Source organism: Enterobacter sichuanensis, from assembly GCF_002939185.1.
Taxonomy (GTDB): Bacteria; Pseudomonadota; Gammaproteobacteria; order Enterobacterales; family Enterobacteriaceae; genus Enterobacter; species Enterobacter sichuanensis.
The window spans coordinates 26,018-41,576 of sequence record NZ_POVL01000045.1; the positions used below are offsets into that span (position 1 = coordinate 26,018).

General features: G+C 58.3%; 12 protein-coding genes. 8 read left to right on the plus strand and 4 right to left on the minus strand.

Going from position 1 to position 15,559, the window contains the following annotated elements; genetic code table 11:
• Nucleotides 1-17 precede the first annotated feature (17 nt).
• The 3 genes from C5687_RS18180 to C5687_RS18190 all read right to left on the minus strand — a co-directional run bounded on the left by C5687_RS18180 (nt 18) and on the right by C5687_RS18190 (nt 3,737).
• The gene (locus C5687_RS18180; protein WP_104557513.1) at nt 18-2,150 is read right to left on the minus strand and encodes an autotransporter outer membrane beta-barrel domain-containing protein; all 2,133 of its coding nucleotides are present in this window, start codon (nt 2,148-2,150) and stop codon (nt 18-20) included.
• Nucleotides 2,151-2,230: 80 nt separating this feature from the next.
• Nucleotides 2,231-2,500, minus strand: coding sequence for a polymyxin B resistance protein pmrD (locus tag C5687_RS18185; RefSeq protein WP_104557514.1), 270 nt, complete (start codon nt 2,498-2,500; stop codon nt 2,231-2,233).
• Between the two features lie 31 nt (nt 2,501-2,531).
• Nucleotides 2,532-3,737 carry a conjugal transfer protein TraF gene (locus C5687_RS18190; protein WP_104557515.1) on the minus strand — a complete coding sequence of 402 codons (1,206 nt, stop codon included), beginning with the start codon at nt 3,735-3,737 and terminating at the stop codon, nt 2,532-2,534.
• A 278-nt stretch (nt 3,738-4,015) separates the two neighbouring features.
• On the opposite strand from C5687_RS18190, the gene C5687_RS18195 reads away from it, so the two are divergent.
• The 3 genes from C5687_RS18195 (at nt 4,016) to mtfA (ending at nt 6,091) form a co-directional block, all read left to right on the plus strand.
• Nucleotides 4,016-4,561: a chorismate mutase gene (locus C5687_RS18195; protein WP_104557516.1), complete on the plus strand. Its 546-nt coding sequence runs from the start codon at nt 4,016-4,018 to the stop codon at nt 4,559-4,561.
• 29 nt (nt 4,562-4,590) lie between these two features.
• Nucleotides 4,591-5,082: a hypothetical protein gene (locus tag C5687_RS24635; RefSeq protein WP_146086292.1), complete on the plus strand. Its 492-nt coding sequence runs from the start codon at nt 4,591-4,593 to the stop codon at nt 5,080-5,082.
• A gap of 211 nt (nt 5,083-5,293) precedes the next feature.
• A complete protein-coding gene (gene mtfA, locus C5687_RS18205; RefSeq protein ID WP_025758678.1) occupies nt 5,294-6,091 on the plus strand; it encodes a DgsA anti-repressor MtfA in 798 nt (265 codons plus the stop codon).
• Here the strand turns inward: mtfA and C5687_RS18210 are convergent.
• Nucleotides 6,088-7,299 (minus strand): MFS transporter, encoded by a 1,212-nt coding sequence (locus C5687_RS18210; protein WP_047959007.1) that lies wholly within the window; start codon nt 7,297-7,299, stop codon nt 6,088-6,090. The two genes, mtfA and C5687_RS18210, sit on opposite strands and share 4 nt — an antisense overlap.
• Before the next feature lie 138 nt (nt 7,300-7,437).
• On the opposite strand from C5687_RS18210, the gene C5687_RS18215 reads away from it, so the two are divergent.
• Genes C5687_RS18215 through C5687_RS18235 form a run of 5 tightly spaced genes read left to right on the plus strand, consistent with a single transcriptional unit; the run spans nt 7,438 to nt 15,404 of the window.
• Nucleotides 7,438-9,180, plus strand: a complete 1,743-nt coding sequence (locus C5687_RS18215; RefSeq protein ID WP_104557518.1) for an IucA/IucC family protein — start codon at nt 7,438-7,440, stop codon at nt 9,178-9,180.
• On the plus strand, nt 9,180-10,127 hold the full coding sequence (locus C5687_RS18220; RefSeq protein ID WP_104557519.1) for a GNAT family N-acetyltransferase: 948 nt from the start codon (nt 9,180-9,182) through the stop codon (nt 10,125-10,127). Before C5687_RS18215 ends, C5687_RS18220 begins: the two co-directional genes overlap by 1 nt.
• Nucleotides 10,124-11,866, plus strand: coding sequence for an IucA/IucC family protein (iucC, locus tag C5687_RS18225; protein WP_104557520.1), 1,743 nt, complete (start codon nt 10,124-10,126; stop codon nt 11,864-11,866). The genes C5687_RS18220 and iucC overlap by 4 nt, the downstream gene beginning before the upstream one ends.
• A complete protein-coding gene (locus tag C5687_RS18230; protein ID WP_059385169.1) occupies nt 11,863-13,188 on the plus strand; it encodes a lysine N(6)-hydroxylase/L-ornithine N(5)-oxygenase family protein in 1,326 nt (441 codons plus the stop codon). The genes iucC and C5687_RS18230 overlap by 4 nt, the downstream gene beginning before the upstream one ends.
• 26 nt (nt 13,189-13,214) lie before the next feature.
• A complete protein-coding gene (locus tag C5687_RS18235) occupies nt 13,215-15,404 on the plus strand; it encodes a TonB-dependent siderophore receptor (protein WP_104557521.1) in 2,190 nt (729 codons plus the stop codon).
• The last annotated feature ends 155 nt before the right edge of the window (nt 15,405-15,559 follow it).

A 15,559-nucleotide genomic window follows, 5' to 3' on the forward strand; every position in this document is an offset into this window, starting at 1 on the left:
CATGCTTGCGGTACAACTTAGAAATCGACGCGCAGGCCGACACTTCCCACCACCGGCGACTCAACATGCTCACTCTTCGCGTAGCTCGCATCCAGCCAGACCTCGGTTGACGGAGTCACTTTCACGCTGATACCGCCCGTGAATGTGCCACCCGTTCCGGTGAAGTCGTTGGTAAAGTCATAGGTTTCGTTAATGCGCGTACTGCCGTTTTTGACCAGCTCCTGACGCAGGGCCGCCGTCGCATAAGGCATGACCTGCACCTCACCGGCCTCCAGACGCGTGCTCACACGCAGACCGGCTTGCGCCTGCAGTGAACGTCCGTCGCCGGTTTCCGCCGTCATCCCGTTGTTCAGTTTGACGTGCTCAGACGGGGTCACCCAGCCATCGAGCCCGGCAAACGGCGTCAGATGCGTGGCATCGCTCAGGGCGATATGACGACCCGCTTCCAGACCCAGTCCGTATCCCCAGCTGTGCCAGTCGGCACGCGCCGTTGCACCATCGCTCATGCGGGCGCTCAGCTTGTTGGCGAAATGGTTAATCTGCGCGGAGCCGCTGGTGTACCAGCCGTTAGCCGAGTTCAGCGTGGCATACAGACCGCCACCGTAGCTGGTGACACGGCTCTGGCCGCCGCGGGCATGTTTAACCTGACCGGTTGACTGGCTCAGCCAGGCCCCGGTGGTGAGATCCCCTGCATTCAGAGAAGTTACCTTATCGCCGCCCAGCATCATGCCGTTTTGTTCCAGGCGATAGGCGGAACCCCAGGCGCCGTCGACATCGCTGCGGCTGTGCAGCACAGTGCCCCACATGCCGGACTGCGACCGGGTGCGGGTGTCGTCAAGACGCGCGCGCAGGACGTTCATTTCATACTCGTGGATAAACTGTGGCGCGGACGCCATCGACAGCATCGCATCGGTAGACGCGGAGGTTGAACCTGGCGCCTGCACCAGCTCCCACTGGTTGCCATTACGCACCAGCGTATGCTGCCAGGCCCCCACGTCGAGGCGTCCTCCGTTCAGGGCAAATTCAGCATCACCGCCGCCGGTACGCACCAGCGTCAGCACGTCGCGACCGGCCTCGCGACCGCTGGCCGCCACGTGCAGAGTGTGTTTCCCGGAGGCGCTGTCGGTGATATCCAGAAGATCGGCTTCGCCCGTGCGGAGATCGGCATTCATCACAAAATGACCGCTGCCGGAGAGCGTGCCGAGCGTCAGGGTGCGGTACTCCTCTCCTGCGGCAAATCTCACCGTTCCGCCCGCCATGGAAAGGGATTTGATATCGGAGTCAGCCGTCATTTCATAGAGGGAGGTGTTATCCAGCGACAGGGAATTGACGTTCGTCATCGCGCCAGAGAGATGGCTGCCGTTGCTGAGCGCGACGTCAACAATCGCCGAATCTTCCGCACGGATGTCTCCTGCGGCGTGGCTGGCGTCAAGCGTCAGATCAACGCTTCCTCGCTCAGCAACCAACAGTTCGCCGGTCTGCGAACTGGCGGTGCTACCCTGTTGCAACAGAATATTTTGATGACCACTGCTTGCCAAAAAGGCGGGGCCATTTGTCGCTCCGACGTGACTGCCTGCGAGCGTAAGGTGATTATCGCCGTTCAGATAGACCCCTGAGTTATATCCTTCAATCACGCTGCCGTTAAACGTCGCGCCAGTACTTTCGAGATGCACCGCCCCCGTCCATTGGCTATCGTCATGGGCAAAATAGCCATTATCGACGAGCACATCGCCGTTACTAGCGAAAAATTGCTCTGCACGGATTTGCGTTGCCCTGAGGCGGGAATAGAAGAGAACGAGCTGTGTGTCAATCGTCGTATTGCTGAGTTGCGTATCGCCCAGAAGGGCTGCGAAAGCGATTTGCGCATTACTGATAGTGGCTGAGCTTCCTTCGAAAACTGTCAGCCCGTATGCGATCTTCCCGCCATCCATATCTAAATGTCCGGCATAGATGTCCATTTTGCCCGCCGTCGCATTGCGGGCAGTGAGCGTCGCGCCATTTTGGACCTGATAATTTTCATTTACTGGCGCGCTTTCATCGATAAAGGCGTCTTTTTCGATAATTGTGTTAGCTTGCAGATTGCCGGTCGAACCAAGCAGCGTAACGAGGATCGCCCTGCGAAGCGGCGAAAAATAAAATAACGGTTTCATAAATTGCCTTTCTGATTAGGAATAAACAGAGAGGAGTTCCTCTCTGTTTATTCATCGGAGAAAAGGCCATTGGCTAAAATTTAATACGCTGCAACGTCCAAACCCGATTGCGCCTGTAACGATTTCCAGCGCAAAGGGGTAAATGCAGCAGTGCTGATTATCTTAACGGCTTTATATTCGTCTTTATTAATCAGATATTTTGCATCCTGCACGGGATAAAGCCTATCGCCCGCAGTAACAGGTGCTGAAGAGGTGATGACCGCTACCAGCTTTAACTGCTCAGCACACAGAATAAGCGCGTAGCGCTGCACAGCCGCTAACTCTATAACATCTGTAACCCGCCACTCCATAGCGTCTCCTGTCTCACAAACCCTGGATCTGTCAGAAGTAGAAGGTAAATTGCGCGACACCGCCAATCGTGCGGTCGCGTCCGGCAAGGGCGGTTAAGTCAAACTGCATGGCCTCACCGGCGGAAAACCCGACACCGCCCGTCACCACGCGGCGGTCATTGCCACGCATATCCAGACGATAGCCCGCCCGCAGCTGGACCCAGTCGGCAGTGCGCCATTCCGCGCCAAAGGCCGCGTACTGATTTTTGTCGATATACTGGAAATTGCTGACCGGCGTCAGGTCAATATCGGCCCCCAGCGTCACCGGTCCGGTTTGCCAGGCGGTACCGGCGGTGAGCTGTGGACGGATCACAAAGGCAGGCTGATAGCCGTTTACCTCTCGGGTTTTTATGCGGTTTTCAAACAGGTTTTGCGCGGAAAGCGCCACCATCCAGCCTGGGGTCGGCGAGGCAAAGAGACCGGCGTCGATGTTGGCGCTCATGGTCTGGTGCTGCCAGTTGCCATCGCGCAGATCGGAGCTGTCATAGTTGTTGATGGCAACGTTGTAGTTCCACGTTTCAATACGCTGGATCTTCGGCGTGAACCCCACACCTGCAGGAATATCCCCCACGGTAAACGGATGGGCAATCGACACGCCGTATTCAGTGACCAGCGCCGCCATCCCTTCGGCGCGGGAGGTCAGGTTATCCAGATCTTCCTTCACCGGAATAATGGAGCCATTGGCAACGCCTTCGAGATACTCCAGGTCGCTCTGACTGACCAGCGCACGGGCATTGCCCTTCGCCCAGCTGTTAACGGATAGCGCGATGGGCAGTGAATCATCCGGCACCGCCAGCACCATCGCCAGCCCGACATTCGCGTAAGCATTTTCCCCGGAAAGACCAGCAACCATTTCGCCCAGTTTACCTGCGGCCTGCGCCTCATTGCCGGTACCCATGGCGCTTTCCAGCCTGTCCCAGGCCGATTTGACATCATCAAAACCATCAATCAGGTTGGCCGGATCGCTGACCTGCGCGCCGAGGGACGGTGCGATCAAGCTGATTTTATCCTGCGAGCGCGAGGTCGCCAGCAGGGCCGGGTTGACCAGTGGCGCCACACCAAAGTGTGCCGACGCCACGCCGGTGCCCCCCATGGCGGTGCTGCGGGCATCAAAACCGTTATAAGAAGCAGAGGCAAAAGGGACTGTCGCGCTAAACCCTGCAATTAACAGGCTGCGCATAATAATATTCGTTTTCATTTTATTTCCAGAGTCATATTGAGTGGCGCGTGATAGCGCACATTGCGTGTGGTATAAATTGCTCTTTATTATGCTATCAGGAAGTTCAATCTGTTTATCTGGCAATAACCTTAAAGACCTTTCTACTATTTACGACTTTAGTGAACAGAATAAATTATTTATCCCTTCATCACCCGAAATGCTTACAATTGTCATCGCTTATTAACGTGATAAAGGATTGCCTGTAAAAAACAGGCTGCCATAATAGATTTCTCATTATTATTGCCGGGAGAATAACCGTGCGCTATTTCGCTGTCGTGGTTTCATCAATATTAATGTGTGGCTCTTCTCTGGCCACGTCCGTAAACGCCGCAACCCTGCCTGAGCTGGCAGAGGCCTTAAATACACGGTTCGACGTGATGAAGGATGTGGCAGGCTATAAAGCGGCGAACCACCTTCCCGTTGAGGATCTCCCGCGAGAAAAAAATGTGCTCCTGAAGGCGCAGAGCGCTGCCCGTGACGCCATGCTGGATCCGCAGAGTATTGACGCGTTTGTCCAGACGCAGATGGCCATCAGTAAAAATATCCAGTATCGCTACCTTGACCGCTGGCGTTTACAGCCAGAAAAAGCGTGGCAGCCCCGTCCATTGAAAGAAGTCAGAGCACAAATTCTGCAACTGGATAATACGATCCTGAATCTGATTAGCCGTCAAATCCTGACCGGTGGTGGGTTTGGTGAAGAGCAGGACCGTATGCTGGCCCGATTACTGGACGATAAGCAGATCTCTGACCTGGAGAAGGCGCAACTGATTGACGCGCTCGGGAAGATTAAACGTCGTCAATAACCCGTTTGAAGAGAATAAAGGAGCAACCATTGATCCTGAAAAGAACCTCAGGCCTGTCCGTTTTTCCACTCCTGATGATAACGCTGGTTCTGTCAGCCTGTAGCGCGTCTGAACACAAGCCCGCGGCAAAAAATAGCGCCCTTTTCACCCCACAAAGTTCGCCACTGCCCTACAAAGTGACGCTTTCCGGAACACAGGATGGCCGTATGCTTTGTGAAAATTGCGGAAATAATGGCAAAAAAGTCTTGATCCGCAGTGGGGACAAACTCAGCCAGTATAATATGATGATCGATAGTCCCTATTTTGCCTTCCTGTGCAACAACTCCGCAAATGCCTGCCGGACCGGTTCGTGGATTGCGATTAATAAAAACTCAGCCACTCCATATGTTAAAACACTCTCGCTTGGCGGCGGAGCGCTAATCAGCGATCTCCGACCCGCAAATGATGAGCATCACACCTGGCTGCAGGTGACGTATGTTAACGGAGAGCAAAACGTATTTGTTTTGGAAAATAGCCAATAACCGTCGGCTACAGACTTTCCTCACCTGATGTTCTCATTGGGAGTTTTGTCACTGAAAGGAAACGGGATAAATGGTTGAATAATGGCGGAGAGGCTGGCCTCTTCTGCCATTCCGACATCTCAACGTTTTGTAGTTGCCTTCATGCCGGTTTCTTTGGCATGTTAACCTGACCTTTCAATTTTGTTCACGTGACGAGTTTGCGAGCAAAGCGATGATTAAGTGGCCCTGGAAATCAAATGATGCTGGTCAACATGCGGCGCTGCCGTGGGATGACGCGCTGGCGATCCCCGTGCTGGCCAGTCTCCAGCCGGATGAACAGTCAAAGCTGATTCAGCTGGCGGATCGCTTTTTGCAGCAAAAGCGGCTGGTCCCGCTGCAGGGGTTTGAGCTGGATGCCCATAAAAGTGCGCGCATCGCCCTGCTGTTCTGCCTGCCGGTGCTTGAACTCGGTATTGAGTGGCTGGACGGTTTCCACGAGGTGCTGATCTATCCTGCACCGTTCGTGGTGGATGACGAGTGGGAAGATGATATCGGGCTGGTGCATAACCAGCGCGTGGTACAGTCCGGGCAAAGCTGGCAGCAAGGGCCGATTATCCTCAACTGGCTCGATATTCAGGACTCGTTCGACGCGTCCGGTTTTAATCTGATTATTCATGAGGTGGCGCATAAGCTGGATACCCGCAACGGCGATCGCGCCAGCGGTGTGCCACTGATCCCGCTTCGCGACGTCGCGGGGTGGGAGCACGATCTGCATGCGGCGATGGATAACATCCAGGACGAAATTGACCTGGTGGGGGAAAGCGCGGCCAGCATCGATGCCTATGCGGCGACCGATCCTGCCGAATGCTTTGCGGTGCTGTCAGAGTATTTCTTCAGCGCACCCGAGCTCTTCGCGCCGCGTTTCCCGGCGCTGTGGCAGCGTTTCTGCCACTTTTATCAGCAGGATCCGCTTAAGCGTCTGCGACAGCATGAGGAGTCTGGCGGCGCGTCTGCCCGCCAGGTCCACTAGCGCCTGCCGGCCGGGGTACGCTCAGCTGACCATACCCCTACACTCAGGGCCAAAAACAGCAGCGCCATTCCCCAGGCGGCCACGATTAACGACGACTCACCGGATACGCGCGTTACCAGAGGGACCAGCAGCGCGCTGACGCCGTAGCCTAACGTATGGCTGGTGGCAATCACCCCCGCTCCTTTCCCTGTCGTCAACCTGTCGTTCAGCAGTAGCTGATAGCCGGGCGTCGCCATGGCCGCCCCCAGCGAGGTGATGACGATCCCCACGTAGAACAGCGCGACACCCGCGATACACATCACCCCAAGGCCGACAACCATCAGCCCCGCCGCCAGGCACAGCAAGGTGACCGGGCTGAAATGCTGCGGGCGGACCACCAGAAACTGCGCCGCGAGTGTGGCCAGCGCGGCCAGGCTCAGCAGGACCGCGACATGATGGCTAATCTCCCGGGCGTTACCGTTCAGTAACGGGCTAAGATGCGGTGACAGGCCAAGCTGCATCAGACTCACCAGCGCCGCCAGCAGCAGCGCCAGCAGCAGGAACGGCAACATTGCTGCGGTTAGCCGGGTCGACTGGTGCGCCACCGGGGGCAGAGGCGGATCGGCGACTTCGCGCAGTACCAGCAGCAGAGCGATTAACGGCGCGATCGCCATCAGCCACAGCGGCGCCACCGGGTTAACGCTGAGCATCATCGCCGCCAGCGGCGGGCCGAGCAGACGCCCGCAGCTGAGACCGGAGCTGATTGTCGCCAGCGCGGCCATTCTTTTCTCCAGCCCCGCACGCTGAATCGCCCACGTCTGGGCCGCAGGCACCAGCCCGGAGACCGTCAGGCCATACAGCGTTCGTGAGAGGACCAGCCCCGCCAGCCCCCACACGGTATCCAGCCTCCCGGCGGCCATCGCCCAGACCACCAGCGCCATGACGACAAAACTGGCCAGATAGCCGCTGAGTGCGGCCAGCATCACGCTTTTACAGCCGTGCCGCTCGCTCTGACGTCCCCACCAGGGCGAAGCCGGTAAAAAGAGCATCGATCCGAACATCAACAGACCCGCCCAGACGGAGAGGGAGAGTCCGGTCAGAGTGACCAGCTGCGGCAGCATCACCAGCAAACCGTTTTGTCCGATCCCTAATAAACCTGCACACAATGCCAGGGGCCAGTTCGCTTTCGGGGTGAGATTGTCCGTCAGAGTGTCAGAAAGTGAGCGCATAGAATTGTGAACATAGTGTCAATAAATGTGTGGAAATCATGAACTTTATGAAAACAAATATTGCAAAAATAGTTGCGACTGTAAACAGAATGAATATCATAACGAGAATTATTATCAGTCATGGAATGAGGTACACCTATGCGTACTCTGCCCCGCTCTGCCGGTACAGACGTTGCGGCCCAGTGTTTTTTAAACGCCCTGTTGCGCGAAACGAAGGACTGGCGCTATCTCCCCGCGACCTGTGCGGATGCGTTATCGCAGATCCATATCCCGCTCTCGCCAACCCAGGCCATTCGGGTTTCAGTACACTATTTTTCCCCAACCCAGCATCATCAGTACCGTTTCCCGGCAACGCTTATCCAGAGCGACAGCGACTATGGTGACGCCGTCACTTTTCCTCAACTGGTTGATTTAATTCTTGAAAAACCCTCTGTAAAAGGCTCACTGGATGCCGATACGCTGGCGCGTTTTAAACAGCGCGTCCTCGAAAGCCATGCCCACACCTGGCAGGCGATCGACCTGCGTCACCGCTGGGCAACCCTGCGCGACACGCCGCTGACGTTCGCCGAGGCGGAACAGGCGCTGCTGGTGGGGCATGCGTTTCACCCGGCCCCGAAATCGCACGAGCCGTTTAACGAAGCCGAAGCGCGTCGCTATTTGCCCGATTTCGCCTCCCGCTTCCCGCTGCGCTGGTTTGCCGTTGAGAGCGAACTGATTGCCGGCGACAGCCTGAACGTCTCCCTGCGCGAACGCCTGCTGCGATTCGCCGCCCAGAGCGCGCCTGAGCTGCTCGGCCACTTCACCGACACCCGCTGGCTGCTGCCGATGCATCCGTGGCAGGCGGAGTATCTGCTGGAGCAGGCATGGTGCCAGCGGCTGGTGACGAAGGGTGCTCTGCAGGATCTGGGCGAAGCGGGCGCGCAATGGCTGCCGACAAGCTCTTCCCGCTCGCTGTACAGCGAAACCAACAGCGACATGATTAAGTTTTCCCTCAGCGTGCGCCTGACCAACTCGGTGCGCACACTGTCGGTGAAAGAAGTTAAGCGCGGGATGCGCCTGGCGCGTCTGGCGAAGACGGCGCGCTGGCAGGAACTCCAGGCGCGCTACCCCACCATGCGCGTCATGCAGGAAGACGGCTGGGCGGGTCTGCGTGACGAAAGCGGCACCATTCAGGAAGAGAGCCTGATGGCCCTGCGTATCAACCTGCTGTTTGATACCCCGGATACGCAAACCAACGTGCTGGTGAGCCTGACGCAGGCCGCGCCGGACGGCGGTGATAGCCTGTTGGCCGCGGCGGTGCGCCGTCTCAGCCAGCGGCTGGATTTACCGCTAGCCCAGGCCGCGCGCTGCTGGCTGGACGCCTATTGCGACCGCGTGCTCCTCCCGCTGTTCAGCGCCGAGGCGGACTACGGGCTGGTGCTGCTGGCACACCAGCAAAATATCCTCGTTGAGATGCAGCAGGATTTCCCCGTCGGGCTTATCTACCGTGACTGCCAGGGCAGCGCCTGGACCGAAGGGGCCGACGCGTGGCTGCAGGAGGCGGGCGAAAGCGAGGTGGAAAACCGCTTCGGCGAGAGCCAGCTGCTGCGCTACTTCCCCTATTACCTGCTGCTGAACTCCACACTCGCCGTCACCGCCGCCCTCGCCGCTGCCGGTTTCGACAGCGAAGAGAGCCTGATGACCCGGGTGCGTGACGCGCTGGCCGGACTGCGCCAGACCGCGAAGCAGACCCGCTGTCTTGACTACGTGCTCGACAGCCCGACCTGGAACTGCAAAGGCAACTTCTTCTGCTACCTGCACGATCGCAACGAAAACACCATTGCCGACCCGGCGGTGATCTATTTCGACTTTAGCAACCCGTTTTACAAGGAGAAAGCGTGATGGCTAACGCGAATATCGTCCATTCCGGCTACGGCTTTCGCTGCACCGCAACGGATAAGTCTCTTCCGCTGAGCCTGGGTCTCGACGGCAGCGCGGTGCTTGAGCGCCTGAACGACATCCCGGACGGCTGGCTGGTCGAGGCGCTGGATCAGCTGTTCGTCGCCGCGCCGGCGCTGACCGGCATCACGCTGCCGTGGGCGGTCTGGCAGGATGAACCCCAGGCGCAGGCGCTGTTTCGCCAGGCTCACGGGGATTATCTGGCCCGCGAGACCTTCTGGCAGCTGCCGCTGTGGCTTAAAGGCGAACGTCCGCAGGCCAGCGGTGGTATGCAGTTCGATGAGAGCCGTCAACTGTACTTCCCGCTGCGCCCTCACCGCCCGCAGGGCGAAGTTTACCGCCGTTACGATCCACAGATTAAACACACCCTGAGCTTCCGCGTGGCCGACGTGGCGCTGGACGGCGAACGTTTTACCCAATGGATGAACAATCCACGCGTCAACGCCTTCTGGGAGATGGCCGGCCCGCAGGCCGAGCAGGAGAACTACCTGCGCCGTCAGCTCGACTCGACGTACTGCTATCCGGTTATCGGCTGCTTCGACGACCAGCCGTTTGGCTATTTTGAGCTCTACTGGGCACCGGAAGACCGCATCGGCCGCCACTATCGCTGGCAGCCGTTTGACCGCGGGCTGCATATGCTGGTCGGGGAAGAGAACTGGCGCGGCGCGCAGTATATCCGCAGCTGGCTGCGCGGCCTGAGCCACTACCTGTTTATGGATGAACCGCGCACCACGCGGATTGTCGCCGAGCCACGTTTCGACAACCAGCGCCTGTTCCGCCATCTGGCTACCGCCGGTTTCGACACCGTCAAAGAGTTCGATTTCCCGCACAAGCGTTCGCGCCTCATCATGAGCGAGCGTCACCGCTTCTTCAGCGAGGTGGGCCTGTGAACGCACTCTGGCAAAAAGTGAACCGTGAGATGGTGGCGAAGATCCTCGCCGAGCTGGAATACGAGCGCACCCTGCGCGCTGAGTCCCTGGACACGGACCGCTGGCAAATCACCATGGGCAGCGAAACCTGGCAGTTTCACGCCACGCGCGGGATCTGGGGCTGGCTGCATATCGACCCGAACAGCCTGACTGCCGTGAGCGGCGCGACCATTGAAGCCGAAAGCGCGCTGCTGCAGCTGGCCACGGTGCTGGAGATGAGCGATGCGCAAACGGCAGAGCATCTGGAAGATCTCTACGCCACGCTGCGGGGCGATATTCAGTTGCTGCAGGCGCGTGAAGCGCTGGATGCCGACGCGCTTATCCACCTCGACCCGGACGAACTGCAGTGTCTGATGAGCGGCCATCCGAAGTTTATTTTTAACAAGGGACGCCGCGGCTGGGGGCTGGATGCGCTGCGCCAGTACGCGCCGGAATACCGCGGGCGTTTTCACCTGCACTGGGTCGCCGTTAAGCGCGAGCAACTGGTCTGGAGCAGCGACGCCGATTGCGACATTCACAATCTGCTGGCCAGCGCCATGGACAACTCCGAGCGCGCCCGCTTCGACACCCGCTGGCAGGCGCTGGGGCTCGACGACAGCTGGCTGCCTGTGCCGCTGCACCCGTGGCAGTGGCAGCAGAAGATCGCCATTCATTTCCTGGCACAGCTGGCGCGCGGTGAGATGGTGGAGCTGGGCGAGTTTGGCGATGAGTACCTGGCGCAGCAGTCCCTGCGCACGCTGACCAACGCCAGCCGCCGCACGAAATATGACATCAAGCTGCCGCTGACCATCTACAACACCTCCTGCTATCGCGGTATTCCGGGCAAGTACATTGCTGCTGGGCCGCTGGCATCGCGCTGGTTACAGCAGCAGTTCACCAGCGACGCCACCCTCATCCGCTCTGGCGCGCAGGTGCTTGGCGAACCAGCGGCGGGGTATCTCTCGCATCCGGGTTATGCCGCATTGCCGAAAGCGCCCTATCGCTACCAGGAGATGCTGGGCGTGATCTGGCGGGAAAACCCCTCCTGCTATCTGCAGGACGGTGAACAGGCGGTGCTGATGGCGGCGCTGATGGAGACCGACAACGCCGGGCGTCCGCTGATTGATGCGTGGATCACACGCTCGGGGTTAAGCGCCGAAGCGTGGCTGGAAACGCTGTTTGAGGCGACGGTGATCCCGTTCTATCACCTGCTGTGCCGCTACGGGGTGGCGCTCATCGCCCACGGGCAGAACGTGACGCTGGTGATGAAAGATTACGTCCCACAGCGCATCCTGCTGAAGGATTTCCAGGGTGATATGCGCCTGGTGGATGAGGATTTCCCGCAGGCGCAGAGCCTGCCGGAGCAGGTGAAAGCCGTCACGGCGCGCCTGAGCGCGGATTACATCATTCACGACCTGCAAACCGGCAACTTTGTGACGGTGCTGCGGTTTATCTCGCGTCTTACCCAGCAAAGCGGGGTCAGCGAAACGCGTTTCTACCAGATCCTCGCCGGCGTGCTGCAGCGCTATATGGCTGCGCACCCGGATCTGGCGGAACGCTTCGCCAAATTCGATCTCTTCAGGCCGCAGATCATTCGCGTGATCCTCAACCCGGTCAAACTGACCTTCTCCGAACACGACGGCGGCAGCCGCATGCTGCCGAACTACGTCTCCGATCTCGATAACCCACTTTTTCTGGCCTCACGGGAGTCAGCGCAATGAAAACCTATGATTTCATCGGCATTGGTATTGGCCCGTTTAACCTCAGCATCGCCGCCCTCGCAGAGGGGCTGGACGGCTTTAGCTCGCTGTTCCTTGAGCGTAAACCGCACTTTTCCTGGCACCCGGGAATGATGGTACCGGACTGCCACATGCAGACCAGCTTCCTGAAGGATCTGGTCAGCGCCGTGGAACCTACCAACCGCCACAGCTTCCTGAACTACCTGGTGCAGCGTAAAAAGTTCTACCGTTTTTTGACCACCGAGCAGCGCACCGTCTCTCGCGAAGAGTTTGCCGATTACCTGTGCTGGGCGGCGGAAAATCTCACCAACCTCGCCTTCAGCCAGCAGGTACAGCAGGTCAGTTTTGATGAGAACAGTGGCCTGTTTGAGGTGGTAACCCAGCGGGATCGCTTCCTGGCACGCCACGTCTGCGTGGGGATTGGCAAACAGATCAATCTGCCCGACTGCGTCACGGTGCAGGACGATACCTGCTTCCACGCCAGCGAGATGATGCTGCGCACGCCAGATCTGGCGGGCAAGCGCGTAACTATTGTCGGCGGCGGGCAGAGCGGCGCCGACCTGTTTTTAAATATCTTCCGCGGGGAATGGGGCCAGCCGCTGAGCCTGAACTGGGTGTCGCGCCGCAACAATTACAACGCGCTGGATGAGGCCGCATTTGCCAACGAATATTTCACGCCGGAATACGTGGACAGCTTCTCCACGCTCGGTGAAGAGGCCCGTCGCCAGATGCTGCACGAGCAGAAGATGACCTCCGACGGGATCACCACCGAGTCCCTGCTGGCCATTTACCGCGCCATGTATCACCGCTTTGAAGTGCTGCGTGAGAAACCCTGGGCGCACCTGATGCCGTCCCGCTCGGTGACCGCGCTGACGCGGCTGCAAAACGGGCAGCGCCTGAGCATACAGCATCACCTCGACGGCGGCAGCGAGCAGCTGGAGAGCGACGTGGTGATTTTTGCCACCGGTTACCGTGCCGTACAGCCAGCGTTCCTCGCGCCGCTGTCTCACCGCCTCCATCTGGATACGGACGACGCCTTCTGTATCAACAACGACTTCACCCTTGAATGGGACGGCCCGCAGAGCAATCGCCTGTTTGCCGTGAATGCCGGGATGCACCGCCTCGGCATTGCCGAACCCCAGCTCAGCCTGATGGCCTGGCGTGCAGCGCGAATTCTGAATCGCGCGCACGGCGATGAGCCGTTTGAGCTGGCCACTACCCCCGGCGTGATCCACTGGCGTAGCACCGCCAGCCCGGAGAGCAGCCAGGTTTTTAAATCGTTAGCCAAAACGACTGAGTACTGACACACACATTCAGGATCAACATAACAATGAAACGTTCTCATCTTTGGGTTTTAAATCCGTGCTTGCTTGCAATGCTTTCTACCTCTGCGTGGGCAGAAGAACAAAAGGAAGAAAATATCGTTGTCTCCGCCAGCCGCGCGCACCGCAGCGTGGCGGAGATGGCGCAGACCACCTGGGTTATTGAGCGGGCTGAAATTGAGCAGCAGGTTCAGGGGGGAAAAGAGATTAAAGACGTGCTGGCGCAGCTGATACCGGGCATGGACGTCAGCAGCCAGGGGCGTACCAACTACGGTATGAACCTGCGCGGCCGTTCTATGATGGTGATGGTGGACGGCGTACGTCTGAACTCGTCCCGCAGCGACAGCCGTCAGCTTGACTCGATCGATCCGTTCAACATCGACCGTATCGAAGTGATCTCCGGCGCCACCTCGCTCTACGGCGGCGGCAGTACCGGGGGTCTGGTGAACATCGTCACCAAAAAAGGCCAGCCGGAGACTGAGGTTGAGTTCCAGACCGGTGCCAAAAGCGGCTTTAACAGCCATAACGATCACGATGAGAACGTGTCGGCGGCGGTCAGCGGCGGGAATGATAACGCGTCCGGCCGTCTGTCGGTCTCCTATCAGCGCTACGGCGGCTGGTATGACGGCAAGGGCGACGAGGTGATTATCGATAACACCCAGACCGGCTTACAATATTCCGACCGTATTGATATGATGGGCACGGGCACCATCAACATTGACGATCACCAGCAGCTGCAGTTAACCACGCAGTACTACAAGAGCGAATCCGACGGCAAGCATGGCCTGTATCTCGGGAAGAACTTCTCGGCGGTAACGGGTGATGCCACGGCGTATAACAAAAACAACCTGGACTCTGACCGTATTCCCGGCACCGAGCGCCATCTGATTAACCTGCAGTACTCCAATACCGATTTCTGGGGTCAGGACCTGGTTGCGCAGATCTACTATCGTGATGAGAGCCTGACCTACTACCCGTTCCCGACCCTGAGCAAAGGGGCGGTGACCAGCATTGGCGCCTCCCAGCAGAAAACCGATTTTTACGGCGGCAAGCTGACGCTGAACAGCAAACCGGTGGATGACCTGACGCTGACCTGGGGTGTGGATGCCGATCACGAAACCTTCGATGCTAACCAGCAGTTCTTCGACCTAAGCAAAGCGGCGGCGAGCGGCGGCATGAAGCTCGAAAACGCCTATAACGTGGGCCGTTATCCGGGTTACAGCATCACCAACCTCGCCCCGTTCCTGCAGGCGAGCTACGACATTGACGCCATTACCCTGAGCGGCGGCGTGCGCTACCAGTACACCGAAAACAAGGTGGATGATTTTGTCGGTTACGCCCAGCAGCAGGCCATCGCCACCGGCAAGGCCACCTCTGCCGATGCGGTACCGGGTGGGAAAACGGATTACAACAACTTCCTGTTTAACGCCGGGATCCTTGGCCGCCTGACCGAACAGCAGCAGCTGTGGTTTAACTTCTCTCAGGGCTTCGAAATTCCTGACCTGGCGAAATATTACGGCTCCGGCACCTATCAGCTTGTCGACGGGCACTATCGTCTGGTTAACAGCGTGAACGTGAACGATTCGAAACTGGATGGCATCAAGGTCAACGCGTATGAGCTGGGCTGGCGTTATACCGGGGATAACCTGCGTACGCAGGTCGCAGCCTATTACTCGCTCTCGGATAAAACCATCACCATCAACAAGACGGACATGACGATTAACCTCGAAGACGACAAGCGTCGTATCTACGGGGTGGAAGGTCAGGTGGACTATTTCTTCACCGACAGCGACTGGAGCACGGGCGCAAACTTCAACGCCATTAAGTCCGAAACCCGTGAAAACGGCAAATGGGAGAAGCTGACGGTTGACAGCGCCAGCCCGTCGAAAGCCAGCGCCTGGGTCAACTGGGCACCGGGCGACTGGACCCTGCGCGTGCAGAGTACGCAGACCTTTGACGTCTCTGATGCCGACGGCAAGAAGATCGACGGCTATAACACCGTCGACTTCCTTGGCAGCTACGCCCTGCCGGTGGGCAAAGTCAGCTTCAGCGTGGAAAACCTGCTGGACAAAGACTACACCACCGCCTGGGGCCAGCGTGCTCCGGGGCTGTATAGCCCAACGTATGGCGCACCGGGTCTGTATACTTATAAAGGCCGCGGGCGCACATTTGGTCTGAACTACTCCGTCCTGTTCTAAGTCATTGCGCCGCCTGCCCGCGGGCGGCGCACTTCCTGTGTAATTTCAACGCGATTTTGCTATAAAATCAGCGATTTGCTGAAATTGTCGGCAAACGATCAAAAAGGGTGTTTTCCCCCTTTGACAAGGCGTACTGAGGTCGTTACTATGCGCCT

Bases quoted from the DNA above. Each gene is read 5' to 3' on its own strand.
- C5687_RS18185 (WP_104557514.1), bottom strand. From the start codon at position 2,500: ATGGAGTGGCGGGTTACAGATGTTATAGAGTTAGCGGCTGTGCAGCGC.
- C5687_RS18230 (WP_059385169.1), top strand. From the start codon at position 11,863: ATGAAAACCTATGATTTCATCGGCATTGGTATTGGCCCGTTTAACCTC.
- mtfA (WP_025758678.1), top strand. From the start codon at position 5,294: ATGATTAAGTGGCCCTGGAAATCAAATGATGCTGGTCAACATGCGGCG.
- C5687_RS18190 (WP_104557515.1), bottom strand. From the start codon at position 3,737: ATGAAAACGAATATTATTATGCGCAGCCTGTTAATTGCAGGGTTTAGC.
- C5687_RS18180 (WP_104557513.1), bottom strand. From the start codon at position 2,150: ATGAAACCGTTATTTTATTTTTCGCCGCTTCGCAGGGCGATCCTCGTT.
- C5687_RS18235 (WP_104557521.1), top strand. From the start codon at position 13,215: ATGAAACGTTCTCATCTTTGGGTTTTAAATCCGTGCTTGCTTGCAATG.
- C5687_RS18220 (WP_104557519.1), top strand. From the start codon at position 9,180: ATGGCTAACGCGAATATCGTCCATTCCGGCTACGGCTTTCGCTGCACC.
- C5687_RS18215 (WP_104557518.1), top strand. From the start codon at position 7,438: ATGCGTACTCTGCCCCGCTCTGCCGGTACAGACGTTGCGGCCCAGTGT.
- C5687_RS18210 (WP_047959007.1), bottom strand. From the start codon at position 7,299: ATGCGCTCACTTTCTGACACTCTGACGGACAATCTCACCCCGAAAGCG.